The organism is Paenibacillus sp. BK720, assembly GCF_011761545.1.
Classification (GTDB): domain Bacteria; phylum Bacillota; class Bacilli; order Paenibacillales; family Paenibacillaceae; genus Pristimantibacillus.
In genome coordinates this window covers 248200-272141 of sequence record NZ_JAASRQ010000006.1, presented here as the reverse complement: position 1 = coordinate 272141, position 23942 = coordinate 248200, and the positions used below count along the sequence as shown (strand labels likewise).

Annotated in this window: 23 protein-coding genes; 15 read left to right on the top strand and 8 right to left on the bottom strand. The window is 52.2% G+C overall.

Annotation, left to right across the window (positions count from 1 at the left end):
- Window positions 1–75 precede the first annotated feature (75 nt).
- From FHT67_RS30150 to FHT67_RS22985, 3 genes are all read left to right on the top strand, one after another.
- Window positions 76–546 carry a WGxxGxxG family protein gene (locus FHT67_RS30150; RefSeq protein WP_132308529.1) on the top strand — a complete coding sequence of 157 codons (471 nt, stop codon included), beginning with the start codon at window positions 76–78 and terminating at the stop codon, window positions 544–546.
- Between the two features lie 98 nt (window positions 547–644).
- Window positions 645–1163, top strand: coding sequence for a DUF3231 family protein (locus FHT67_RS22990; protein ID WP_167201428.1), 519 nt, complete (start codon window positions 645–647; stop codon window positions 1161–1163).
- Between the two features lie 115 nt (window positions 1164–1278).
- Complete coding sequence (locus FHT67_RS22985; protein WP_167201427.1) at window positions 1279–2097, top strand: GNAT family N-acetyltransferase; 819 nt, start codon at window positions 1279–1281, stop codon at window positions 2095–2097.
- Window positions 2098–2157: 60 nt separating this feature from the next.
- Here FHT67_RS22985 and FHT67_RS22980 read toward each other — a convergent pair whose 3' ends face one another.
- Entirely contained in the window at window positions 2158–5007 is a 2850-nt protein-coding gene (locus FHT67_RS22980; RefSeq protein WP_167201426.1) for a glycosyl hydrolase 115 family protein, read from the bottom strand.
- Window positions 5008–5217: 210 nt separating this feature from the next.
- Here FHT67_RS22980 and FHT67_RS22975 point away from each other — a divergent pair, with 210 nt between their 5' ends.
- The 5 genes from FHT67_RS22975 to FHT67_RS22955 all read left to right on the top strand — a co-directional run bounded on the left by FHT67_RS22975 (window position 5218) and on the right by FHT67_RS22955 (window position 9157).
- Window positions 5218–6252: a peptidoglycan-binding domain-containing protein gene (locus FHT67_RS22975; protein ID WP_167201425.1), complete on the top strand. Its 1035-nt coding sequence runs from the start codon at window positions 5218–5220 to the stop codon at window positions 6250–6252.
- A 139-nt stretch (window positions 6253–6391) separates the two neighbouring features.
- Window positions 6392–6835: a MarR family winged helix-turn-helix transcriptional regulator gene (locus tag FHT67_RS22970; protein ID WP_132308538.1), complete on the top strand. Its 444-nt coding sequence runs from the start codon at window positions 6392–6394 to the stop codon at window positions 6833–6835.
- A 97-nt stretch (window positions 6836–6932) separates the two neighbouring features.
- Window positions 6933–7883, top strand: coding sequence for a VOC family protein (locus FHT67_RS22965; RefSeq protein WP_132308540.1), 951 nt, complete (start codon window positions 6933–6935; stop codon window positions 7881–7883).
- Between the two features lie 32 nt (window positions 7884–7915).
- Complete coding sequence (locus tag FHT67_RS22960) at window positions 7916–8521, top strand: alpha/beta hydrolase (RefSeq protein ID WP_132308542.1); 606 nt, start codon at window positions 7916–7918, stop codon at window positions 8519–8521.
- A gap of 21 nt (window positions 8522–8542) precedes the next feature.
- Window positions 8543–9157, top strand: a complete 615-nt coding sequence (locus tag FHT67_RS22955) for a flavin reductase family protein (protein WP_167201424.1) — start codon at window positions 8543–8545, stop codon at window positions 9155–9157.
- Here the strand turns inward: FHT67_RS22955 and pepT are convergent, their stop codons facing one another.
- The 6 genes from pepT to FHT67_RS22925 form a co-directional block, all read right to left on the bottom strand.
- Window positions 9158–10393 (bottom strand): peptidase T, encoded by a 1236-nt coding sequence (pepT, locus tag FHT67_RS22950; protein WP_167201423.1) that lies wholly within the window; start codon window positions 10391–10393, stop codon window positions 9158–9160.
- A gap of 223 nt (window positions 10394–10616) precedes the next feature.
- On the bottom strand, window positions 10617–11657 hold the full coding sequence (locus FHT67_RS22945) for a Glu/Leu/Phe/Val family dehydrogenase (RefSeq protein WP_132308548.1): 1041 nt from the start codon (window positions 11655–11657) through the stop codon (window positions 10617–10619).
- 102 nt (window positions 11658–11759) lie between these two features.
- Complete coding sequence (locus FHT67_RS22940) at window positions 11760–12440, bottom strand: hypothetical protein (protein WP_167201422.1); 681 nt, start codon at window positions 12438–12440, stop codon at window positions 11760–11762.
- Window positions 12437–13333, bottom strand: coding sequence for an ABC transporter ATP-binding protein (locus tag FHT67_RS22935; RefSeq protein ID WP_208403458.1), 897 nt, complete (start codon window positions 13331–13333; stop codon window positions 12437–12439). Before FHT67_RS22935 ends, FHT67_RS22940 begins: the two co-directional genes overlap by 4 nt.
- The gene (locus FHT67_RS22930) at window positions 13333–13701 is read right to left on the bottom strand and encodes a GntR family transcriptional regulator (RefSeq protein WP_127496192.1); all 369 of its coding nucleotides are present in this window, start codon (window positions 13699–13701) and stop codon (window positions 13333–13335) included. The genes FHT67_RS22935 and FHT67_RS22930 overlap by 1 nt, the downstream gene beginning before the upstream one ends.
- Before the next feature lie 137 nt (window positions 13702–13838).
- A complete protein-coding gene (locus tag FHT67_RS22925) occupies window positions 13839–14279 on the bottom strand; it encodes a MarR family winged helix-turn-helix transcriptional regulator (protein WP_132308554.1) in 441 nt (146 codons plus the stop codon).
- Between the two features lie 185 nt (window positions 14280–14464).
- Between FHT67_RS22925 and FHT67_RS22920 the strand changes: the two genes are divergently transcribed.
- Window positions 14465–14947 (top strand): glutathione peroxidase, encoded by a 483-nt coding sequence (locus FHT67_RS22920; RefSeq protein WP_132308556.1) that lies wholly within the window; start codon window positions 14465–14467, stop codon window positions 14945–14947.
- Between the two features lie 67 nt (window positions 14948–15014).
- Here the strand turns inward: FHT67_RS22920 and FHT67_RS22915 are convergent, their stop codons facing one another.
- Window positions 15015–15644, bottom strand: coding sequence for an NAD(P)-dependent oxidoreductase (locus FHT67_RS22915; protein WP_167201421.1), 630 nt, complete (start codon window positions 15642–15644; stop codon window positions 15015–15017).
- Between the two features lie 177 nt (window positions 15645–15821).
- Between FHT67_RS22915 and FHT67_RS22910 the strand changes: the two genes are divergently transcribed.
- The 6 genes from FHT67_RS22910 (at window position 15822) to FHT67_RS22885 (ending at window position 23917) form a co-directional block, all read left to right on the top strand.
- Window positions 15822–17036, top strand: a complete 1215-nt coding sequence (locus FHT67_RS22910) for a polysaccharide deacetylase family protein (RefSeq protein WP_132308560.1) — start codon at window positions 15822–15824, stop codon at window positions 17034–17036.
- A 291-nt stretch (window positions 17037–17327) separates the two neighbouring features.
- Window positions 17328–18701 (top strand): extracellular solute-binding protein, encoded by a 1374-nt coding sequence (locus FHT67_RS22905; RefSeq protein WP_132308562.1) that lies wholly within the window; start codon window positions 17328–17330, stop codon window positions 18699–18701.
- A 119-nt stretch (window positions 18702–18820) separates the two neighbouring features.
- Window positions 18821–19711: a carbohydrate ABC transporter permease gene (locus FHT67_RS22900; RefSeq protein WP_132308564.1), complete on the top strand. Its 891-nt coding sequence runs from the start codon at window positions 18821–18823 to the stop codon at window positions 19709–19711.
- 93 nt (window positions 19712–19804) lie between these two features.
- Complete coding sequence (locus tag FHT67_RS22895) at window positions 19805–20605, top strand: carbohydrate ABC transporter permease (protein WP_481856077.1); 801 nt, start codon at window positions 19805–19807, stop codon at window positions 20603–20605.
- 293 nt (window positions 20606–20898) lie between these two features.
- Complete coding sequence (locus FHT67_RS22890) at window positions 20899–22752, top strand: cache domain-containing sensor histidine kinase (protein WP_165930714.1); 1854 nt, start codon at window positions 20899–20901, stop codon at window positions 22750–22752.
- The gene (locus FHT67_RS22885; protein ID WP_132308570.1) at window positions 22730–23917 is read left to right on the top strand and encodes a response regulator transcription factor; all 1188 of its coding nucleotides are present in this window, start codon (window positions 22730–22732) and stop codon (window positions 23915–23917) included. Before FHT67_RS22890 ends, FHT67_RS22885 begins: the two co-directional genes overlap by 23 nt.
- Window positions 23918–23942: the final 25 nt, after the last annotated feature.

Here is a 23942-nt window from a genome sequence, read left to right as displayed (position 1 = left end):
AATCTGGCAGAATATCCGCGCCTCCCTCATAGCACACTTATGGATGTACCAAATAACCGAGGGAGGTCTTCGCCAATGAAAAAGAAATTGTTCTCAACGCTGTGTGCCGCAACAATTCTGATGTCTGCCGCTTCTGTACCAACCTTCGCCGCTTCCGCCAAAGATGAGGTTGCAACGGATAACTTCCGCAGCACGCATTACGGTGCCACGACTTACGGCACTTACGGAACGGATGGCAACAGCACAACACCGAGCCGTACTAACAATTACAACGGAACAATGAACGGAATGAACGGCTACGGCACTTATAGCACCAACAATGGCTACAATACTAACCGCAACAGCTTTATCGGCACATCGAACCGCATGAACAGCTACAGCACAACAAGCACGACAGGCACTGGTACAGGTACAAATGCTTTAACAAACGGCAATTACCGCACTTTAGCCAACACGAATGACCGGGATTACGACTGGGGCTGGCTTGGTCTGATTGGTTTGGCCGGATTGTTCGGTCTTAGAAGCCGTGACCGGGAACGCACCTAAATAAAACCGGATTATTAAGGCAAAGACACAGACCCCCTGTCTGACAGGGGGTTATTTGTTGGACAATACAAACGATTCGCGAAAAAAGGAGCGATATAATGGGTATTTTAAGTGGTAATCCAAAAGACGAGCCGATGCATTACGGAGAGGTGTACGCCGTATGGCAGGCGTCTATGGTAGCCAAAAACGCCGTTTCCTGCTGTCAGGCTTATTTGAACCATGCCGGTGATAAAGATCTGAAAAAGCTTTTGGAAGACCTTATCGATCAGGCAAGACTGGAAACGGAGGAATTGGACGCTTTGCTTACCCATAATGGAATAACTCCTGCCCCGACCATGCCGGAAAGACCGCCGGTTAAGCTGGAAGATATTCCTGCCGGAGCAAGATTTGCGGATAACGAAATCGCATTCGGTGTAGCTAGCAGTTTATCAGCGGGTCTCGCGGCATGCAGTCAGGCAATGGGTATCTCTATCAGAGAAGATATCGGCGCCTTGTTTGGCAAATACCATATGACGAAGGCAGCTTTGGGCTTACGCGTACTGGAGATGTCCAAAAAGAAAGGTTGGTTAATTCCGCCGCCGCTCCAACTGAAACGTCCCGAGCCTGTTCACGCCTAAAAATGAAGCGGAAGCCCTGCTCAATCGAGCAGGGCTTTTTGCAGGTTTGACGAATAATATCAGTTACATATAGACTGAGAGGAATTTCTTTCGATTCAGGAAAGGAGAAATCGCGATGTGGGAAAGATTGCTGCCTGGCGAGCAGGCTATGGAAGCTTTGAGATCGCCATTATTTGTGCCCGATGAGGTAAAGATGAATTTACTGCACCGGATATGCGAAATGAGCCAGTCGGTAATCTACAGAGCCTCGGGCGGCTCCGCGATTTTTGCCGGTTCGCCCGGTCATAATGCGTGGCTGTGGGTACACGAGGCGCTTCCTGAAGAAGAGAGAGTCCTTCTACTCAAAGCTCTTGTGAAGCTTACCGGGCATTCGCTTCGCGGAATTACGGCAGAGCCTAGGCATGCCAAGCTCTTTGCGGAGCTTTACGCGGCCCGTTACCGCGTACGCCCCGAGTATAAGATGGGAATGGAAGCATATTATTGTCCGGACATTTGCTACCCGGCGGCGGTGAAGGGGGAGCTGCGTTCAGCCGTCTCCTCGGATGCTCCGCTGATCGCGGATTTTATGGCGGGCTTTGCGGAAAGCGCGTATGGCTACAAGGTTCATCCGGCAAGCCAACTGCCCGCGGCGGAGAATACGATTGCAACAGGCAATTTATACATATGGATCGTTGATCGTCATCCCGTTTCCATGGCGCATATCGCTCACCGCTCTCCGCGCCATGCCCGCATTAATTACGTTTACACGCCGCTGGAGCTGCGGAAGCAAGGGTATGCAAGCGCGGCGGTTGCCGCCTGCTGCGGCCTGATCGTACGGGAAAACCGGCTGCCGATGCTGTACGCGGATCTGACCAATCCCGATTCCAACAAGGTGTACCGGAATATCGGCTTTGTGGAGAGCGGCAAGGTGGCCGACGTCAAGTTTGTGTCTTGAAGGCCTCAATTGCGATATGCATGACAAAAACCCTCTCCGGCTAGCGGAGAGGGTTTGCTGTTACGAAAGGTTCCCCCGGTAGCTTTCCGGCGGGCCGAGATAGCTCGGCTTTAAGCCGCCGGTGTCGATCATGATTTTTTGCAGGACGACGATGGGATCGACCATCCATATTTTTAGCGTATGATAGCCGGTCTCCGGGATTGTATGCTTCGTTGCGACCGAGCGGATATTCAGAATGACGCTTTGCTCCCAATCGGACTCCGAGTAGCCGCCATCCTTGGTCAGTCCTATCGCACTTGCCACCTGAATGGGTTGATCGTCAAACGAAACGCCAAGACGCAGGCCTTGTCCCGGTATAAAGTCGATGGTTGGAGCAATAAGCGCGTATACGGTAAGCTCCCCCGGCGTTGTCAGGTATACCTTGTATTCGAGGCAAGGCGATTCGCCCGGCGCAGGTGCGGCGACCGAAGGGACGGTTACCGGAAACACAGCCATGGAAGACAGGGTTCTGCCGTAATTCGGAATGACCTGCCAGCTTGCTCCGCCGGCTTCGTTGCTCGCGCTGTAATGCTCCGCCTCTATCGAGATATACCCGTTGGTTTCCATAAATCCGGTTAAGGCTTCGCGGGAAGGCGATGCCGGATTCATGAGGTGAATCATGACGGTGAAGGCTTTGCTGGTCAGCAGATCAATTAAGGTGATGCTTCCGGTAAGTTTATCGCTCTGGGGAACCTCGTTCCAATCGATCTCTATCCAAAGACGTTCTTCAACTTCAACGCAGCCCGTCGTGCGGCTTAGCTTGATCCAAGGCTGATCGGCCCTTGCGCAGAAGGTAAAAGCGTCCGTTCCCCGGTTGAACAGATCGATATAGCGGCTCTCCCTCGTATACGTGTCGAAGGACAGGGCAGGAAGCTGCGGATCGCGCGGCCATGCCAGTTCGGAGCCTTCGACAGCGACGCCTAACCCGGAATTTTCGCTGGTCAGCTTGACCGTTCCAACCTCCGGCATAAGGTGCTCCTCGGGCTGATTCCAGTACGTATAGCCGATATGAAGCTGATCCATCATATGGTTCCATTTACCGTCCGCGATCTCGTGATTATAAGCATAGGATAGCGCGGCGTCAGCCTCGAAAAGCTGCTTGGCAAGCTTGGCCTCCACGTTGGCGGAAGCCCGTCCCTGGGCAGCGTACAGCTTGCTTCTCGCCACGCGGATATGCATCTCCAATACCTGGGCAGACGCTTTGGCGGGATAAAGGACCGTCTGGAAAAAAGCGTCCTTTGCGGCGGCGTGAATGTCTTGATGCACCTGTTCGGCCAGCTTGACGGTGTCGTGCAGCTCGGTCAGAAGGTTGTCCGCTTCCTTGTAATGAAAGGAGCTGTAAAGCGGGACAGCGTTCAGCAGCTCCGGCTTCAGCCTGCCGTTCCATTTGGAATACCGGTTAATGATAAGGGCGGCCTCTTCCGCGTAGATGGAGCCGAATTGCTGCTCCGCCCAACGGATGCTGTAGTCCCTGATATTGTCCTTGCTCCATTCGTCCATGTTCCAAGCCATCCGCAGGAAGAACTCCAGCTGGCATTCCACCGGCTTCAGATCTCCGACATTCAGTATCCAAATCCGGTTTGCGCCGTATTCGTAGGCTTTGTGCATCTGCTCCCAAATTTTCTCAAGCGGTACCGTATTAACCCACTTATAAGAGCGCGGACCGCCCACGTAATCAAGATGGTAATAGATGCCCGCCCCTCCGGAACGGCTCCGCTCTTCTTCGGTTGGCACTCTCCGCAGGTTGCCGTGATTGTCGTCGGACCACAAGAGCGTGATGTCGTCCGGCACGCGCATGCCGTTCTCGTAATAGTCCTGAACCTCTTTGTACAATGCCCATAGCTGAGGCACTTCCGCCGGATCAGTCTTCATCTGTCGGCCTATAATGCGGCGCTGGTCCTGGACGATCCGCTGAAGCAGTTCTATTTTCTCCCGGAACGAGAGTTGACCACCCATTGCTTCGTCGCCGTCTCCCTTCATTCCAAGCGAAATGACATTCTCGTAGCTCGCGCTTCGGCGAATGCCCTCCTCCCAGAATTTGCAGAGCACTTCTTCATTAACCGAGTAATCCCACGGTCCTTGCTTATGCTTCTTCCAGTCGCCATGCGGACGCTGCATCGGCTCGTGGTGGGACGTGCTGATAACTATGCCGAACATATCCGCAACCGCGGGATTTAGCTCGTCATCTTCGTAGAAGGTATTGTCCCACATGGCCGGCCACAGATAGTTCGCCTTGAGACGAAGGAGCAGCTCGAATACGTTTTCATAAAACTTATGGTTGAAGTCCCCGAAGTTCTCCCGGACCCAGGCCATAAGAGAAGGTCCTTCGTCATTCAAGAAAATGCCTCTGTATTTGACGGATGGCTCGCCTTGTTTATAGAGGCCGTTACGGAACATTAAGGCCGTTCGTTTGCGGACCGGAACATCAGCCCAGTAGTACCAGGGCGATATGCCAATCCGCTCGCAAATGTCGTAAATGCCGTAGATCGTGCCGCGTTTGTCGCTGCCCGCGACGACAAGCGCTTCGTCCACGCCCGGCAGCGGATTGGCGACCGTCTGCAGTGCGAAGGACTCCCATTTGCCCGTCAAGTCGGCCGCTTCAAGCTTTCCTTCCGCAATAAGCGTGTCGATCAGGGCGGAATGCCCGATTGTACCTATGATAACCGTGATGCTCTTCAGGTCTTCTGCCTGATGAATGATTTGCGGCTTGGTTTGCGTGACTTTGTAAATATCCTTCTGCAAGTCGGACACTGCCCGAATAACGCCAGCGTAATCTTGCCCGGATACGTAAATATCGGCCCCCTTCCCGTCAAGGGAAAGCGGAAAATGGCCTTCGTGATAACTGAATGAAATATAGTTGTCGTTCAGCATGCCAAGACCCCCGTTCAATTGTGTAATGAAAGCGACATCATTATATAACACGGGTCCCGGAGAAAAGTCAGGGTTGGCGCAACATGTTTAATTTTCACGATAAACTCTTTAATTTTTTAAATCGGAAGGGCGGCCGTATGAAATTTTAATTTGGGGAATAGTAAGGCATGGAAATAAAAATAAACAAAAGATTGGAAGGTGTAGTAAGACATGAAATGGGATTGGATGTTGACTTCCCGCGAGGACGAAAGCAAAGGGAAGGCTAAAAAGGCCGGAAAAATTCTGAGTGCGGTGGTGTTGTCTGCTGCGCTTATGTTTGGCGGTGCGGGTACAACTCTTGCCGTCGGCAAAGGGGCCAAAGGACCGGACATCTACGTTATTCAGGGGATGCTCAAGGGAATTGGCAGCTACTCCGGCAAAATCAACGGCTACTATGACAATACAACCGTTAGAGGCGTCAAGCATTATCAAAAAACGCACGGCCTTCCGGTGACTGGCTCGGTAGATGCGAAAACATTCCAGTCGATTACTTACTCCTACAACACGGCTAAATACGGTAAGAAGGTAAGCGCTAAAGGCGTAGGCAAAGCTAAAGGTCTAGGTGTTGGCCAAGGCGGCGGCGCAGGAGCCGGTGGTGGCGGCGGAGCAGGCGGCGGCGCGGGAACTGGCGGAGCAGGAGCTGGTGGCGGCGGCGGAGCAGGCGGCGGCGCAGGTATCGGTGGCGGCGGTGGAGCAGGCGGCGGCGCAGGTATCGGCGGCGGCGGTGGAGCAGGCGGCGGCGCAGGTATCGGTGGCGGCGGCGGAGCAGGCGGCGGCGCAGGTATCGGTGGCGGCGGAGCAGGCGGCGGCGCAGGTATCGGTGGCGGCGGAGCAGGCGGCGGCAAAGGCGGCCAGATGCAAGAAGGCGGCAAAGGCGGTAAAGGCTTTGGCGGCGGAGGCGGCCAAATGCAAGAGGGCGGCAAAGGCGGTAAAGGCTTTGGCGGCGGAGGCGGCCAAATGCAAGAGGGCGGCAAAGGCGGCAAAGGCTTCGGCGGCGGAGGCGGCCAAATGCAAGAGGGCGGCAAAGGTATTGGCGGCGGTGGTACAGGCGGTACTGGCGGCGGCAAAGGAATCGGCGGTGGCGGTACCGGCGGCAGCAATGGCGGAGGCAACAACATCGCGCCTAACAATCAAGCGCCAAACGCTGCCCCAAATCCGGCGCCTAACAAAGCGCCAAGCGAGAATTCCGCACCTAATATGCGCTAAACCGCGCGTAAGGCAAGCAGCAATCAAGGGGTTGTCCGGCTGTGGACAGCTCCTTCAAAACTTTTTTTCAAAAACCCCTTTACATTTACCTCGAAATAAAGTATCTTAAAATCAAGATAAACGAAAGCGAGGCGAGCAAATGGGAAAGGAAAAAGACGATTCGCTTGATCTTTACATCGCGCTTGCCAGAGCAAGCCAATGGGTGAACGCTCATGCCGACCGGGATATCCGCAAGCATGGCCTTAACCGGACCGAGTTCGGAGTGCTTGAGCTACTGTATCACAAAGGCCCCCAGCCCTTGCAGCAAATCGGCGAGAAGGTACTGATGAGCAGCGGCAATATCACTTACGTCATCGATAAGCTGGAGAAGAAAGACTTTGTCACCCGCAGAGCTTCTACGGAAGACCGGCGGCTTATCTACGCTGAAATTACCCAAGCAGGGACGCGGTTCATCGAAGAAGTGTTCCCGCAGCATACCCTCGTTATTGAGGGAGCGGTCGGAGGACTGACGGCGGAAGAGAAACAGGCCGCAAGCTCACTTCTCAAGAAATTAGGCAAGTTTGCGCAGACGACCTTCAAATAGTGTTGGTCGTTACGTCTTATACATCAAGTCAGGCCCTATATCTTAAATTAAAGATTCTTAAAAATTTGCAAAATAACCCATTAGGAGAGTGGCAATAATGACAAATCAACGCACAGCAGGTATCCATCATATTACGGCTTTCGTAAGACATCCTCAGGTAACTACAGACTTTTACGCAGGGGTGCTTGGTCTCCGCCTCGTGAAAAAAACAATCAACTTTGACGCGCCGGAAGTTTACCATCTGTACTTCGGCGATCAAGCCGGCAGCCCTGGCACCATCATCACGTTCTTCCCTTGGGAAAACTCGCGTAAAGGCGTTGTAGGCGGCGGCCAGGTTGGTTACACCACTTATGTCGTGCCTGAAGGCACACTGGGCTTCTGGAAAGAGCGTCTCGCCAAATTCGAGATTGAATTCAAAGAGACCTCCCGCTTTGGCGAGCAGTACCTGCAATTCGCGGATCCGGACGGCTTGCTTGTCGAGCTGGTAGCGCGCGAAGAAGGTCCTAGAAGCACATGGTCGTTTGGCGGCGTATCGGCAGACCATGCGATCAAAGGATTTGGCGGCGCTATTCTGTACAGCACCAATCCGGCGGCAACGGCGCAATTGCTGGAGCATGTAATGGGGCTGTCCAAAGTGGACGAAGAAAACGGCCTGGCACGTTACCAATCGTTTGGCGAACTCGGCAACATCATCGACGTGAATACGGAGCCAATGGCGGCCGGTCATGGCGGTCACGGTACCGTTCACCATATCGCTTGGAGAGCAAAAGACGATGCCGAGCATCTCACTTGGCAGCAGCATGTGGCGGCAAACGGCTTCCAGCCAACGCCAATCGTCGACCGCCAGTACTTCAATGCGATCTACTTCCGCGAGCAAGGCGGCATACTGTTCGAGATTGCTACGGATCCTCCAGGGTTCGCACGCGACGAAGAGCCTGAGCATCTTGGCGAGAAACTGATGCTGCCGGCTTGGTACGAGCAGCACCGCGCAACGCTGGAGCAGCTGCTCACGCCGTTTGACGTACGGGTAATGGAACTGGATCGTTAATAAGAGACCATTCATATTAGGAGGTATGTACCATGAAGCATATATTCAGACAGGGGACGAATCCGGCGGCGCCGGTCCTCGTCCTGTTCCATGGCACGGGCGGCACGGAGCATGATCTCCTGCCGCTAGCGGCTGCCTTTTCGCCGGAGTCGTCCGTATTAAGCATCCGGGGCAACGTATCCGAGAACGGAATGGCGCGTTATTTCCGCCGGATTGCGGAAGGCGTATTCGATTTGGAGGATCTGGTGTTCCGGACAAAGGAGCTGAACGATTTCCTTGACCATTCGGCAGAGGAGTACGGGTTCGACCGGAATAACCTGGTAGCCGCAGGCTACTCCAACGGCGCTAATATCGCGGGCAGCCTGTTGTTCCATTACAAAGACTCGCTGCGCGGAGCAATCCTGCATCATCCGATGGTGCCGATCCGGGGTCTTGAACTGCCGGACCTGTCCGGAGTGCCGGTATTTATCGGTGCCGGGGAGAATGATCCGATCTGCTCGGCCGAAGAGACGAACGAACTCGAGAGCTTGCTTGCCGGTGCGGGCGCAGCGGTTGACGTGCATTGGGAACGGTTCGGCCATCAGCTTACCCGATCTGAGGTTTCGGCGGCTGCAGCTTGGTATAAAGACCATTTCTAAGAAAAAGGAGGCGGCGGAATCATGATCCGGATTGATGCGGAAAACTTAAGCGAGCGGGAGAACTACAAGCTGCTTACGGGTACGGTTGTCCCAAGGCCGATTGCCCTTGTAACAACCTTATCCGAGGATGGCGTGTTAAACGCAGCACCATTCAGTTATTTCAATATCGTGACGGCTGATCCGCCGCTGATCTCCGTATCCGTGCAGCGCAAAAAAGGCATCCCGAAGGATACCTCCCGTCATGCTATCGCAAGAGGCGAGTTTGTCGTTCACATTGCGGATGAATCGTATGTGGAAAAGCTTAATGCTACGGCAGCCAGCCTGCCTCCGGAGGAGAGCGAGGTTGCTCTCGCCGGACTAACCGCCGTGCCTAGCGAACGAATCTCCGTTCCCGGTATTGCGGAGGCCAAGGTCCGGCTGGAATGCGTGCTGGAGCAAGCGATTCCGCTCGGCGGAACGGCGGAAGCTCCCGCTGCCGACCTGCTGATCGGCCGCGTTATCCGCTATCATCTGCACGGCTCCATCGCGGATGAGCGGAATCATATCGATGCGGCGGCACTGCAGCCGGTCAGCCGTCTGGCAGGCGCTTCTTACGCGAAGCTTGGCGAGCTGTTCGAGGTGGAGCGGCCTTCGTAATTACTCTTCGCCGCGCGCTTCGAACCGTTTGATAATCTCGACTATAACCTGCACCGACTTCACCATATTGTCGATGGAGACATATTCGAATTTGCCGTGGTAATTCTCTCCGCCGGTGAAAATATTCGGAGTCGGCAGGCCCATATACGACAGCTGCGAGCCGTCGGTACCTCCGCGGATCGGCTTGATAAGCGGCTTGATATCCAGGCTTTCCATCGCTTCGCGGGCGATTTCGACGATATGGAACACCGGCTCGATTTTGTCGCGCATGTTATAGTACTGGTCCTTCAGCTCGAGTACGATGCTGTTTGGACCATGGATAGCTTTTAGTTCTTCGACGATCCGGGTGATCGTCGCTTTTCTTGCTTCGAACTTCTCGCGGTTATGGTCGCGGATGATATAGGACATCTTAGTCTGTTCTACATCGCCCTGCAGCGTGTTCAGATGGTAGAAGCCTTCGTAGCCTTCGGTATGCTCAGGCGCTTCGTTGACGGGAAGACGGCTGTTGAGGTCCATGGCAATTTTCATCGAGTTGATCATTTTGCCTTTGGCGGTTCCGGGGTGGACGTTAGTGCCATTGACGGTGATTTTTGCAGCCGCTGCGTTAAAGCTCTCGTATTCCAGCTCGCCAAGCGGACCGCCGTCGACGGTGTAGGCATACTTGGCGCCAAAAGCAGCGACGTCAAAGCGGTGAGGACCGCGGCCAATCTCTTCGTCCGGCGTAAAGGCAACGCGGATCCTGCCGTGCTTGATGTCCGGATTCTCGATCAGGTAGGCCATGGCTGTCATGATCTCGGCGATGCCGGCTTTATTATCGGCGCCAAGCAGCGTGGTGCCGTCCGTCGTCATAAGCGTATGGCCTTTGTAGTTGCCGAGCTCCGGGAAATCCTTTGTCGACAGCACGACGCCCAGCGCTTCGTTCAGCGTAATGTCGCCGCCTTCGTATTCGACGAGCTGCGGCTTTACGTTCTTGCCGGTAAAGTCGGTTGCCGTATCGACGTGCGCCAGGAAGCCGATGGTCGGCACCTGCTTATCCGTGTTAGCCGGCAAAGTTGCCATTACGTAACCGTTGGCGTCGATCGTTACCTCTTGCATCCCGATCGATTTGAGCTCTTCGACTAGCTGGTTCGCTAGCGTAAGCTGGCCTGGCGTTGAGGGGCAGGTCTCGCTCTCATCATTGGATTGGGTATCGACGATGACGTACGAGGTCAGTCGTTTAATAATTTCTTCTTTCATTGGTTCCGGCTCCTTTCGGGTATTTACTTATGTTCCCATTATAAAGGAGCGGAAGGCAGAAATCGAATAACCGAAAGACGGCAGCAAGGGCTGCTCCTCATGGTCATGGCGACCGGGGAGCAGCCCTATTTTGTATGCAAGCCATTAACGGTCAGATAGCAGGCAAAAACCGTGCTGCAGGCAGCACGGTTTCCGGGCACTCGTCCGGGCGAGGCGGACCGCTTCACTCGCCGAGCAGCTGCTCGGTCAGCTGGTTGGCGGCTTTGGCGGTGGATACGCCGTGCTTGTCGGACCAGTCGAACACGTTCGTCAGCGTGCGGTAGATCTGTTCGACGCGGCTTCTGGCGTAGGATGGGGAGTTGTCGTTCAGCTCGGCGGCGGTCACAATGATTCCGCCGGCGTTGATCACGTAGTCCGGCGCATACAGAATGCCCCGCTGATGCAGCACATCGCCGTGCCGCTCCTCCGCCAGCTGATTGTTGGCCGCTCCGGCAACAATCCGGCATTGCAGCTGCGGAATACTCGCATCGTTAATGATGCCGCCAAGCGCGCAAGGGGAATAGATATCGCATAGCTCATGCGCGATAAGGTCCGCGCCCACGGCCCGGGCGCCGTATTGCTGCACGGCCTTCCGGACAAGCTCGTCGTTTAGGTCGGCTACGACCAGCTTGGCTCCGGCAAGCGCCAGGTACCGGCAGAGGAACATGCCGACTTTTCCGAGTCCCTGAACCGCAACGACCTTGCCGGACAAGCTCTCCGAACCGTCCAGCCTGTTCAGGGACGCTTTCATCGCCAGGAAGACGCCGTAAGCGGTCATATCCGCCGTAAAGGTTCCGGCCGCCCCTAGCGATCCGGAAATATCGGTGACGTACCGCGTCTCCTGAAACACCCAGTCCATATCGGCTGAGGTTGTTCCGACATCCATGCCGGTAATATATTCTCCCTGCAGCCGGTCAATGAACCGCCCGAATGCACGGAACAGCCGTTCATTTTTGTCCTTGCCCGGGTCTCCGATTATTACCGCTTTGCCGCCTCCGAAGGGCAGCTCCGCCATCGCCGATTTATAGGTCATGCCTCGGGCGAGCCTGACGGCATCTATGATTGCATCCTCCACGGATGGGTAGTTCCACATTCTGCAGCCCCCAAGCCCGGGGCCAAGCTTTGTGCTATGGATTGCGATAACTGCGGTAAGTCCGCTGCGCGCATCATGGATTACCTCCAGCCGTTCATAGTCATCAAGGTTCAACAAGCTCCGCAAATCCATATAAAAATCCCCCTCGTCTGGCAGTCCAGCAGCATTGGTATTACCGTTGTATTCAACAGCGGTAGCCAATGACACTGATGCCGGATAAGGGGGAAGCGAATATCAGACGGTCGATCTGCGGATCAGCACGAACGAGACGATAGCGAAGATCAGGATGATCGGCAGGAACCACAGCGACAGCTCGAAGGCCGTCAGATCCATGAACCAGTTCGCGATCTCATCCCACCAGTCTTTGGAGATAATGAGGACCGTCATAATCGTTGTCGCCAGCAGGCAGGCCAGCGTCAGGACGAATAAGCCGATCGCCCGGAATTTCCGGAATACGCTGCCGATCGCGAAGCCCCAGAAGAAGAGCAGAACAAGGGCGAGGAAGTAAAAGATAAACTGCTGAACGATATTGCCGTCCGTCAAAAAAGGAAGATGGAAGAAGTGGAGTCCCGTACCCCAGAAGTTGGTCGCTTTTTCGATTGCGCTAAGCAGCAGCAGAATAATAGCCGTGATACAACCGGAAATCAACGCGTGTAAGACGGTGCCCGCGTAATAGTCGGTCCGGCGGACGCTGAAGCTGATGGCAAAAGGGAAGGTTTGAGGGAGTACAATGATGCCAAGCACAAGCATGTAAATAAAGATGGACATCAGACCGCCGGTGTATATCTCGACGCCGCTCAGGAACCCGACGATCAGATTGATCACAAAGCTGGAGCCAAGAATCATGAACGGGATGATCAGCCAAGCGAACTTGTCGCGTTGATGCATTTTCAGGACATTGCCAATTCGGTTCATATACGGGAGCCTCCCTTAACATCCGTTTTTTTGCTCGTTAACTGGACGATCAGCTGCTGCAAGGAAATCGGAGAGAGCGCTAAGCCAAGAGCATCGGCTTTCTTCCGCTCCTGCTCGGATAATCTGCCGGTAATCCCCGCTGTCAGAAGTGCGCCGAACGGTTCGCGCGATATAACGGTTTTGCCGGCGATAAAGCCTTCAACCGCGGTTGCCGTGCCTGCCACCGAATAGGCGTAGCCGCGAAGCTCTTCGGCATCTTCATTAATAAGCACCTTGCCTCCGTCGATGACGATGATATGCTCGAGCAGACGGCTTACCTCATCGATCAAATGCGTCGACAGGACGATCGTCCGCGGATTCTCGGAATAGTCCTCGATCAGCCGATCGTAGAACAAGGCTCTGGCAACGGCGTCGAGACCCAGATACGGCTCGTCAAAAATCGTAAGCGGAGCGCGGCTGGCCAGCCCGACGATGATGCCGACGGAAGAGTGCATGCCGCGTGACAGCTTTTTCATCTTCCGCTTCAGCGGCAGCTGAAAGTCCTTGACCAGCTCCTCGGCAAACGCTCTATCCCAGTTCGGGAACAGGGAGGAAGACAGCTCCAGCACGTCGTTTACCGTGTAATTGTCCGGATACTTCTGGCTTTCCTTGATGAAGCAGATTCGGCTGAGCACGCGGGAATTCTCGTACGGCTCCTCGCCGAATACCTTCAGCACGCCGCTTGTCGCGAACAGCTGAGCGGTAATCATATGCATAATCGTGGTTTTGCCTGCACCGTTTCTTCCCAGCAGGCCGTAAATTTTGTCCGCCTCAAGCTTGAAAGACACCTCGTGAACGGCCGTAACATTCCCGTACGATTTGGTTAAAAGGTTTACTTCAACAACGTTGCTCATTATTTGGCCTCCCCTCTCCGAATCATTTCCGTTAATTGATCCGCCGAAATGCCCAGCTTCTCGGCTTCCCGCATCATGGTTACGACGTATTGCTCGAAAAATTGCTCCTTGCGCTTCTCGACCAGCACGGCACGCGCGCCCGTGGCTACAAACATTCCAATCCCTCTTTTCTTATACAAGATTCCTTCGTCCACCAGCAGGTTGACGCCTTTCGCCGCTGTAGCGGGGTTAATCTGATAAAAGGAGGCGAATTCGTTCTTCGAAGGGACCTGCGATTCCTCCGGAAGCCTTCCTTGAATGATGTCGTCTTCGATTCGTTCTGCGATTTGCACAAAGATAGGGCGACTATCGTCGATGATTAAGGTCATATGTTTTTCCTCACCTCTTAGCTACCTGAGTGGTTGGTTACTCATGTAATCAACTATACAAGAAGCGTCATGCGGAGTCAATAGGCATATCAAAAAAGAAGACGACCTCCTGTTCTTCACAGAAAGTCGTCTCCCTATTAGGTAGCTTCGTTCATCTTGCTCATCAGCGTCTGCACCTGACTTCGCAAGGCGAAGATCTCTTCCGGCTCAACCGCGGTGCCTTCAAATAACCGCAAAGGCACGCAGGAGGCTTTATCCTTAAGCGCCTGACCCTGCCCGGTTAAGCGGACGATCAAATGCCGTTCATCGGATTTGTCCCGCGCCCTTGTCAGAAGCCCCATGGATTCCAGCTTCTTAAGCAACGGCGTGAGCGTTCCGGAATCCAGGAGGAGCTTCGATCCCAGCTCCTTGACGGATACATTGTCCTGCTCCCATAAGGCAAGCATGGTAATGTACTGGGTATAGGTAAGTCCAAGCTCGGCGAGCAAAGGACGGTACAGCTTCGTAATTTCTCTTGAGCAAGAATAAAAAGCAAAGCAAAGCTGATTCTCGAGCTTCAGCAGTTCGCTTGTGTCCATAGTGGCAGCACCCCTTTGTTGATTATAACGTCTCTATATAAATTGTATGCAAATTAATTGGGTGATTGTATTGTAGCACCGCCTCTGAAACGTGTCAAAAAAGAAAAAATCGGTATTTGACTTTCCCAAATAAATTGCATACAATTTAATCAATAACAATTCATTTAAAGGGAGTTGCATGAAAGATGTCCTTATACAATATTGAAGTAAACACGATTAAAGGCGAGAAACAAACGCTTGCTCCGTACAAAGGCCAGGTGCTGCTCATTGTAAACACGGCGACCAAATGCGGTTTTGCCCCGCAGTTCAAAGGACTGCAGAAGCTTCATGACACGTACAAAGAGAAGGGTTTTGCCGTATTAGGCTTCCCCAGCAGCCAGTTTATGAATCAGGAGCTTGAGAATAACGCGGAGATTGCGCAGTCCTGCGAGCTGAACTTTGGCGTCAACTTCCCGCTCTACGCAAGAATCGACGTTAACGGCGACACGGCGCATCCCCTGTTCCAGAAGCTGAAGAAGGACGCCCGCGGCATTCTTGGCTCGAAGCGCATCAAATGGAACTTTACGAAGTTCCTTGTGAACAAGGAAGGAAAAGTCGTAAAGCGGTTTGGTCCAAACGTGACGCCGGAGCGGATCGACTCCGAGATTCAGGCTTTGCTTGCCAAGTAAACCTAACTCTCCGCTATAAAAAAAGCCGGGGCTTTGCGTTGCTAACGCAAAAGCCCGGCTTTTTCTTCTAATAGGCAATTCCCGCCTTTGCCCTCGTATATTGGCTGCTGAACAGCTGGGCATAAGCAAATTCGGCGGTATCTCCCGTCGTAATACGCGTTCCGTTCTCCGGCAGATAGCCGCGCTCTTGCCGGTAACCTCCTTCGGCAGGACCGTCAGGCAAGTAAGTCGGGCAGACCAGCGTCCAATCGAGTCCGGACTCCTCCAGCAGCCGCAGCACCGCATGATGCTCCTCGGCTGCCCGCGTGAGCGATCTTCTCGATTCGCTGGATTGATACCGCAGCAGGCCCGGTTCAGTCCGGCTGTCCAATACTCCCGCCGTGCCGACGGCTACAATCCGCTTGATCTTTAACCGATCCATGGCTTCGAGTATAAGCGGGAAGCTGTCCGTCAAGACGGTTCCGCCGTCGGTGCCTAAGGCGCTGATAACCGCATCGGCTCCGGATAAGGTTTCGCTGACGTCCCCGGCGGAAACCGCATTGCCCGCCACCAGAGTCAGCCCGGGCCAGCTGTCTGCCAGCTCTTGTAATTTATCCGGCCTCCGGACGAGGGCTTTTACCGCGTGCCCGTCGCGGAGCGCAAGCGCCGCAAGGATGCGTCCGACTCGGCCGGTTGCCCCGAAAATAGCAATGTTCATTTTATCTCCCTCCATATATAATAGATTGTACATTAAATATTTATCATAATGGAGCAACATTCCAGCGATATGCTGCGTTTAGTAGATGTACTAGATCGCAGATATTTTTTTTGTCTAATGTTGACCAGTATTTGTAAAACTATGAAATGGATTGATTATTTAGGGGGAAGTAAGTGAATGTTTCGTGCGCGTGCAGCTCTTTGGACAAATGTTGTTCTTCTTATGATCGGTTTGGGACTATTGGCTGTTGCATGTTCAGCGCCGGATAACGCCAAGCAAGTCAGCTTTTACGTAAACGGCGAGAAGCTCAAGCAGCCTCCTGCTGTGGATTTGGTCGACGGCGAACCGATGGTGCCGGCCTCATTCCTGGAGTCAACCTTTAAATCGAAGCTGGAATGGACGCTGGAAAATCCGGGCAGCGGAGGCGTTTATTATTCGGACAAGGTAGCCGTACTGATGTATCATGATTTGTCGGACAAAGCGGCCAAGAAAACCAATAACGCGGAGGCAGAATCCGCTATTTCGCTTGACTTGTTCAAGGAGCAGATGGAGCTGCTCAAAACCGACGGTTTCCATGTCATTTCAATCGACCAGTATGCGGATTTTATCGCAAATAACGGCAATGTTCCCGACAATGCGGTGCTGCTGACCTTTGACGATGGATACGAGACCTTCTATAAGGATGCTTTCCCTGTATTAAAGCAACATAATTATCCGGCCGTTAATTTTGTCATCGTCTCCGGTGCGGACAATGCGGATAAGCCGAAGCAGGTCGGCCGTCCGAAGATGACCTGGGACCAGATGCGAGAGATGCAAAAGTCCGGCATGTCCTTCTATAACCATACTTACGACAGCCACAAATATGGCGTTATGCGCGCGGACGGCTTGACGAAGCCGGTTCTGACGCGCCATCAATATTTGAAGAAAGAACAGCGCGTCGAGACGGATGAGGAATACCATAACCGCGTGAAGACCGATCTCGAGAAAGCGGAGAAGCGGCTGAAGGAAGAGCTCGGCAATACAAAAGGCATTATCGCTTTTCCTTACGGGGCTTACAATGCGGAAGTGCTGGACATTTTGAAGGAAGTGGGCATTTCGCTGTCCTTTACGGTTAAAGAAGGGATTAACGGCCGCGGGCAGACAAACGGCTTCCGCGTGAACGGGGCGAGAGAAGGCGAGTCTGCGAAGCAGCTGATGGAGAAGCTGAAGGCGCTGGATCTGGAGCATGCGCCGGTTATGGTTCATCTGGACGGGCAGACTGCGGCATTCAAGGAGCAGCCGTACAAAGGTCCTAACGGCGTTATGATCCCTCTGAAGGAATACTGCAAGATGAAAGGCATGAAGCTCCACTTCAGCAAGCATAAGAAGCAATACAAAATTACAGCCGCATAACGGCGCTCTTAGCCTAAAAAGCTGCATCCCACGGTCCACAGGACCCGGGATGCGGCTTTTTTTCTGCTGTCGTGGCAACCCCTGGAAATCCGCTCCGGAAGGATTTCGAAGCAGGAAGGAACAAATAATAACCGCACGGTTCAATAAAGTTCGACAGTATTCGAGTGGGCTTTTTCAAGGTGGGGAATCTCAAGACCTAAAGAAAACCTACCTGATATCCTAAGTTCACACATTGTAAGGGTTTGCAGATTTCAAGATAATAAAAGCATCACAAACAAGGGGGATAAACAAATGGCTAAAATGAATATGAAGAGCGTTCTTGGTCTTGTACTTGCAGGTTCCTTGGCAATCAGCTTGACAGCATGCGGCTCGAATAACAATAACGGCGACAAAAATGCCAACTCCGGCGCTTCCAACAATGCGGGAGCGACAAACGCGGCTACAGAAAAGCCGGCAAGCAACGAGAAAGTTACGATTACTTTCCAGAACATTTATCCAGATCCAACGGATCCGAAAAACGGCATGATGAAAAAGATCGTTAAACAATACGAAACTGATCATCCAAACGTGAAGATCGAGCTGGACTCCTTGAATACCGACCAACAAAAGCAAAAACTGAAAACGCAAGCAGCCTCGCATGAAGTGCCGGACATCACAATCGTTAACCCGGCAGCTCAAATGCAGCCTTACGTTGACGCAAAACTGTTTGCACCGCTGAACGACATGGTTGAGCAAAACGGCCTGAAAGATACATTCCAAGACGGCGTTCTTGACTTCTATACATTCGACAATAACTTGTACGCATTGCCTGACGGCAACAACATCGGCGTTGTTTACTACAACAAAGATCTGTTCCAGCAAGCTGGCATCGCTAACCCGCCAACAACATTCGAAGAAATGATCGCAGACGTTAAAACCCTGAAAGCTAAAGGCATCCAGCCAATGGCAATCGGTGAAAAAGATACTTGGACGGGTTCGTTCCTGTTCATGAACATCCTGCTTCGCACAAACGGCGGCCCTGGCTTCCTGTCTGATGTTGTAGCCGGCAAGAAAACATTCGAAGATCCGGCTTTCGTTGAAGCTGTAGACGCTATGCAAAACCTGATTCAAGCAGGGGCGTTCCAAGAAGGCGTTACATCGTTCGACTATAACGCCGGCGAGAACATTTTCAAAACGGGTAAGGCTGCTATGTACTACATGGGTTCGTGGGCAACTGGCGGTATCGAAACATCCGAAGCTCTGAAGGATAAAGTAGGCGTATTCAAATTCCCTACGGTAAACGGCAAAGGCGATCCTAACCAATTCATGCTTGCTCCAGGTTCCGCATTCGCGATCTCTGCAGACAGCAAACACCTGCAAGAAACCAAAGATTTCCTGAACTACTTCATGCTGAACTTCCCTAAAGAAGCCTTCGCAGTTAAAGGTGCTGTAGGTCTTGCTCAAAAAGTGGACGGCGACTTCAAAGCTGCTGGCTACTCCGACATGGCAATTAGCGTACTGGACCTGTTCAAAGACGTTAAAGGCGGCGACCTGTCGTTCGATAACACAATGAACCCTGGCACTTCCCAAGGCCACTTGACTTCCATCCAAAACATCTTCGTTCAGAAGAAGGATTCGGCTGAAGTTGCAAAAGAGCACCAAACCGCTTACGAAAGCAATAAATAAGCATTGAACAATAGATAAAAATATAAAAAAGCTGCACACCGTGCAAAAGGGGTTCTCTCCCAGGAACCCCTTTTGTACGGATGTTAAAAAAATAGCTAAAAGATAGGAGGGCACACGAGATGAACGTACTGAAGGTTTCGAAGTTGACGATAGCGCTGTTCGTGCTGCCGTGCTTGATACTCTATGTCTGTCTGGTTTTTGTTCCAATCATCGTTTCCCTGTATACGAGTACGCTCGACTGGAACGGGATCGGCGAATCGAAATTCATCGGTCTGGACAACTTCAATAAATTGTTATTCCATGATGCCGTATTTTGGCCGGCTGTACGCCATACCCTGATGTTTGCTGTATTTTCCATGCTTGAAATTCCAATCGCTTTGTTTGTCGCAATCTTGCTTAGCCGCTTCGTAAAGAAGCCGAATTTCCTTGTATCCAGCTATTTTATGCCGGTAATTTTGTCGGTTGTTATTATCGGACAACTTTGGAAAACAATCTACAACCCTGCGTCCATGGGCGGCATGCTTAACCAGGTGCTTGACTGGGTAGGCCTGCACAGCTGGTCCCAGCAGTGGTTGACGGATCCAGATATCGCGATGTACAGCTTGTACTTCGTCGCTTTGTGGCAATACCTTGGTTATCACACTCTCATCCAGTTTACGGGTATTCAGAACATTCCGTCGGATATTTATGAGGCAGCCAAAATTGATGGCGCTGAAGGCTTGAAGGCTGACTGGTATATTACCTTGCCAATGAACGTTCCGATCTTCAAGATTTCGATTGTCCTTGCCTTTATCGGCTCGCTGCAATCGTTCGACATGATTATGGTTATGACAGGCGGCGGTCCTGGTAACGCAACGGACGTTATCGCGACGCATATGTACAGAATGTCAATCTTGTCGATGAAATACGGATACGGAAGTGCCATTGCAGCCATTCTGGTTGTAGTCTGTCTTGTCGCAACAGTGGTCATCAACTATGGATTCAACCGTCTGGAACGGAAATACACGTAACGAAGGAGGGATACGACTATGAGCCAAAGTACAACTACAGCAGTGCTGCCAAGAATAAAGCCGCAAAGAAAATTTTCGATCGGGAAAATATTGATGTGGATTCTTCTGTCAGCTCTGATTGTCACCCAATTGTATCCGCTCTTGTGGCTGGCTATCTACTCGTTAAAGACTAACGAAGAAATTTTGTCCGGCCAATTCTTTGCTCTGCCGCATGCTCTGCAATGGGGTAACTATAGCGCTGCGATGGAGTCGGGCAATTACGTTAAATATCTGCTTAATAGCTTGAAAGTTACATTGATAACAATGGTTGGCGTTTTGTTCCTCAGCTCGCTTGTATCGTTTGCCATCAGCCGCTTCAAGTGGAAATACGGTCAGGCGGTTATGGTTGTCTTCCTGATCGGGATGATGATTCCGATGCAGGCGACACTGCTGCCGCTGATGATTATCTTCAAGAATATGCATATTCTGAATACGCATTGGTCGCTCATTCTGCCTTACATTGCATTCCAGACGCCAATTGCCGTATTTATTCTTAGCGGATTCATGAAGTCGATTCCTAATGAAATTGAAGAATCGGCAATCGTGGACGGAGCAGGCGTCTTCCGGATTTTCTGGAACATTATCCTGCCGGTATCGGTTCCGCCGATGATGACGGTATGTATTCTGACCTTCATTAACATCTGGAACGAGTACATCCTGGCAGCAACCTTTATCTCGACCGAACGATTGAAAACATTGCCGTTCGGGGTATACAGCTTCGTCAGCCAGTATTCGGTTAACTACGGAGCGATCGGCGCATTCCTCGTGCTTGGGGCATTGCCGGTTATCATTATTTACTTCTTGCTCGCAGATAAGATCACAAAAGGTATGGTAGCAGGCGCGGTGAAGGGTTAATCCCCTTCTCCGCTTTTTTGAATTTTAAGCGATTTGTAGATTTTTACCGAAACGGTTACGCTGCCACAGGTCAGCGCAACCGTTTCGCCATGTGTTACAATGAGGGAATGAGCATTAGTGCTTCACGAAGTAGAATGATCACAAAAAGCGTGATCATTCTTAGTTGATGCTTACGAAGTAGAATGATCACAAAAAGCGTGATCATTCTTAAGTTGATGCTTACGAAGTAGAATGATCACAAAAAGCGTGATCATTCTTTTAGGAGGATTCAAAAATTGGCGCGTTATCATGGCATGCACTCTATACAGAATCGGTTGTTTTTATTGCTGTTTTCATCGATGATGACGCTGCTCATCTTGGTCAGCTTCCTCTATTATCAGAAGACAACCCAGATTATTCATTCAAAGATCAGTGATCTTGCGGAGAAGAACGTTTCCCAAACGGTAGGGTTATTTGATCTGCTTCTCGAAGGATATGACAGCGTGACCAAATCACTTAACAGTAACTATGAATTGACCAGACTGCTTAAGGAAGCAGACAATGAGAAGAATATAAGCGTCAGTGTCATGAATGAACGGGCGATTACGAATATTATTGGAGCCGCATACTTTTCGCGAGATGATATTATAGGCATCCATGTCATGACCAATGGAGGAAAGCTGTACAACTATGAACGGCGGTTCGCCGGCCTAGTCAATCAGGATTACACGTCTGCTGATTGGTACAGCAAGCTTAAAAATTCAAAAGGCGAAATGGTATGGCTTGGCTTGATGAAAGGCTCGGTTATTAACAGCATGCTGCCAGAGCCTGTGTTTGTATTTGGACGTCAGCTGTTTGATCTTAATAACTATAAGCCGGTTGGCATTGTCTTGATCGAGTCGGATCCCAATCCGATTCTATCGGCCTTGTCTAACGCGTCGATCAGCCCAAACAGCCGGGTATTTATTGTTGATAAGAACAACGGCGTAATCGCATCGACGGATAAAAATCAGGATGATTTGTCGATGGAGCCAACTGGCGAGTCGCAGGCAGTGCCTTCTTTTAATGGGTTGCCTAGACCTAAGGGTAATGAGATCGTTGTTGATAATAAGACCAGTCAATTAATCGTTGCTGCCAAAACAGCCGTTGCGGAATGGACGGTATTCGGGCTGACGCCCAAGTCGGACATCAGCGAAGAGCTGGTTCAGACGAGACTGTATCTGCTTGCCGTCATTATTGCCGTCATCTTGCTCTCGACGATGCTGGCGACATTAATCTCGCGCAACATCTCGTCGCCGCTTAAGCTGCTGATCCGGGAGATGAAGCAGGTTGAGCTGGGTAATTTCAGGGGAGCGGTAAACGTCAAATCCTTCGAGGAAATTAACAGCCTGGTCTCCTCCTTCAACCGGATGGTTCATCGGATCGACGAGCTGATTGAGCGGATTACCCTCGCGTCCATAAGCGAGAAAAACGCGGAGCTGCATGCGCTTCAGTCGCAGGTAAACCCGCATTTCCTGTACAATACGCTGGATATGATTTATTGGATGCTGGACGAGCGGGAGAATGACCGGCTGGGCCGCGTTATATTGTCGCTGTCGCATATGTTCCGCTACAGCAGCGACTGGGAGGAAGCCTCGAAGACGACGCTCCGCCAGGAACTGGAGCAAATGAGGCATTACATGACGATTATCGAGAACCGTCTGGTTGGGCGCGTCAGCACCGAAATTCAGGTGGACAGCATATGGCTCGATGCTATCGTTCCGAAGATGACGATTCAGCCCGTCATCGAAAATGCGGTGAAGAGCGGTCTTGAGCCTCTCGATCGTCCGGGACTGCTGAGAGTATCCACCATAGCCGATGAAGAGGCCAATGAGCTGCGTATTGTTATCGAAGATAACGGCGTTGGCATCGATGAAGAGGAACTGAATAAGCTGCATGCCATGCTCGAGGATTCCAGCCCCGGCCGCAATTACAATGCTGCCCAGGAGGGACGCGGCAGAAGAGGAATCGGACTGCCGAATGTGCACCGCCGTATTGTGCTTATGTACGGTGAGCCGTACGGCTTGCGTATTTCCAGCGAATTAGGAAAAGGAACGACGGTAATTATCGCAATACCGCTGCCAGCCAGAGGAGGTAAAACGGGCGATGAACATATTAATCGTGGATGACGAGAACGTCATACGGGAAGGTATAAAGCGAACATTAAACAATCGGTTTCCGGCGTACAGCACCTATCTGGCCGTCAACGCGGAAGAAGCGGTCGCCGAGCTGAGGAAGAACCGGATCGATATCGTGCTTACGGATATCCTGATGCCGGGCATGACCGGTCTGGAGCTGATGAATTTGACCCGAAGCATCTATCCGCGGGTGAAGTGGGTCGTGATCTCCGCCTATTCGGAGTTCAGCTATGCCCAGGAGGCCGTGCGCCTTGGAGCCAAGGACTACCTGCTTAAGCCGATAGGCAAGGAAGTGCTGGCCGAGATGATCGAGAAGATCAGCGGGGAGATCGAGCACGAACGGGAGCTGACGGAGGAAGCCGAGCTCCTGAAGACGAACCGCAAGTATTTGCGGGAAGCGGTCTTTCAGCGCTGGGCTCAAGGGCTTGATATCGGCCGCATCGATATGAGTCCGTTTATGGACAGCCATCCGCATTTCAATCTGATTATGGTCAAGATGGAGAGCGACAAAGTTGTTCAGCTCGAGCATTTCATGATCGAGAACGTGCTGGGCGAGCTGATCGAGAAGCATGGCCAGGGCTTTGTCACCATTTACGACAGCAAGAGCCTTCTTGGCCTTGTTACGCTTCCGGAGGGCGGAACGATAACTAGTCTTCTGGAAGAGCTGCGCACGCACCTCATCAAATATCTGCGCGTGCCGTTCCAGATTATGCATACCGACCGGATCGAGGATATCAACGCCGTGCCGGGGGAAGTGCAGCGGATGAGGCAAGCTTCGTCCACGCAGGTGTATGAGCATTACGCAAGCGGAAGCGATCAGTCCATTGAGGTTGCCCTGCAATATATCAGGACGCATTATCATGCCGATCTGTCGCTTGAGAAGGTTGCGGCTATCGTATACCTGAATCCGGTATACTTCAGCCAGCTGTTCAAGCAGAAGACCGGCGCGGGCTTTAAGGAGTATGTCATTGGACTGCGGCTGGAGCAAGCCAAGCAGATGCTGCTGAATCCCAAGCTGAAGCTTGCCGATGTCGCTGAGCGGATCGGCTATCAGGATATGCGCCATTTCTCGCAGCTGTTCCGCAAGAAGTACGGGGAGACGCCATCGGAGTTCCGTCAGCGTCACCGGATGGACGGTATCGAAAAACCGTTGTAATCTTATCGAAAACAAACTCGGGTAG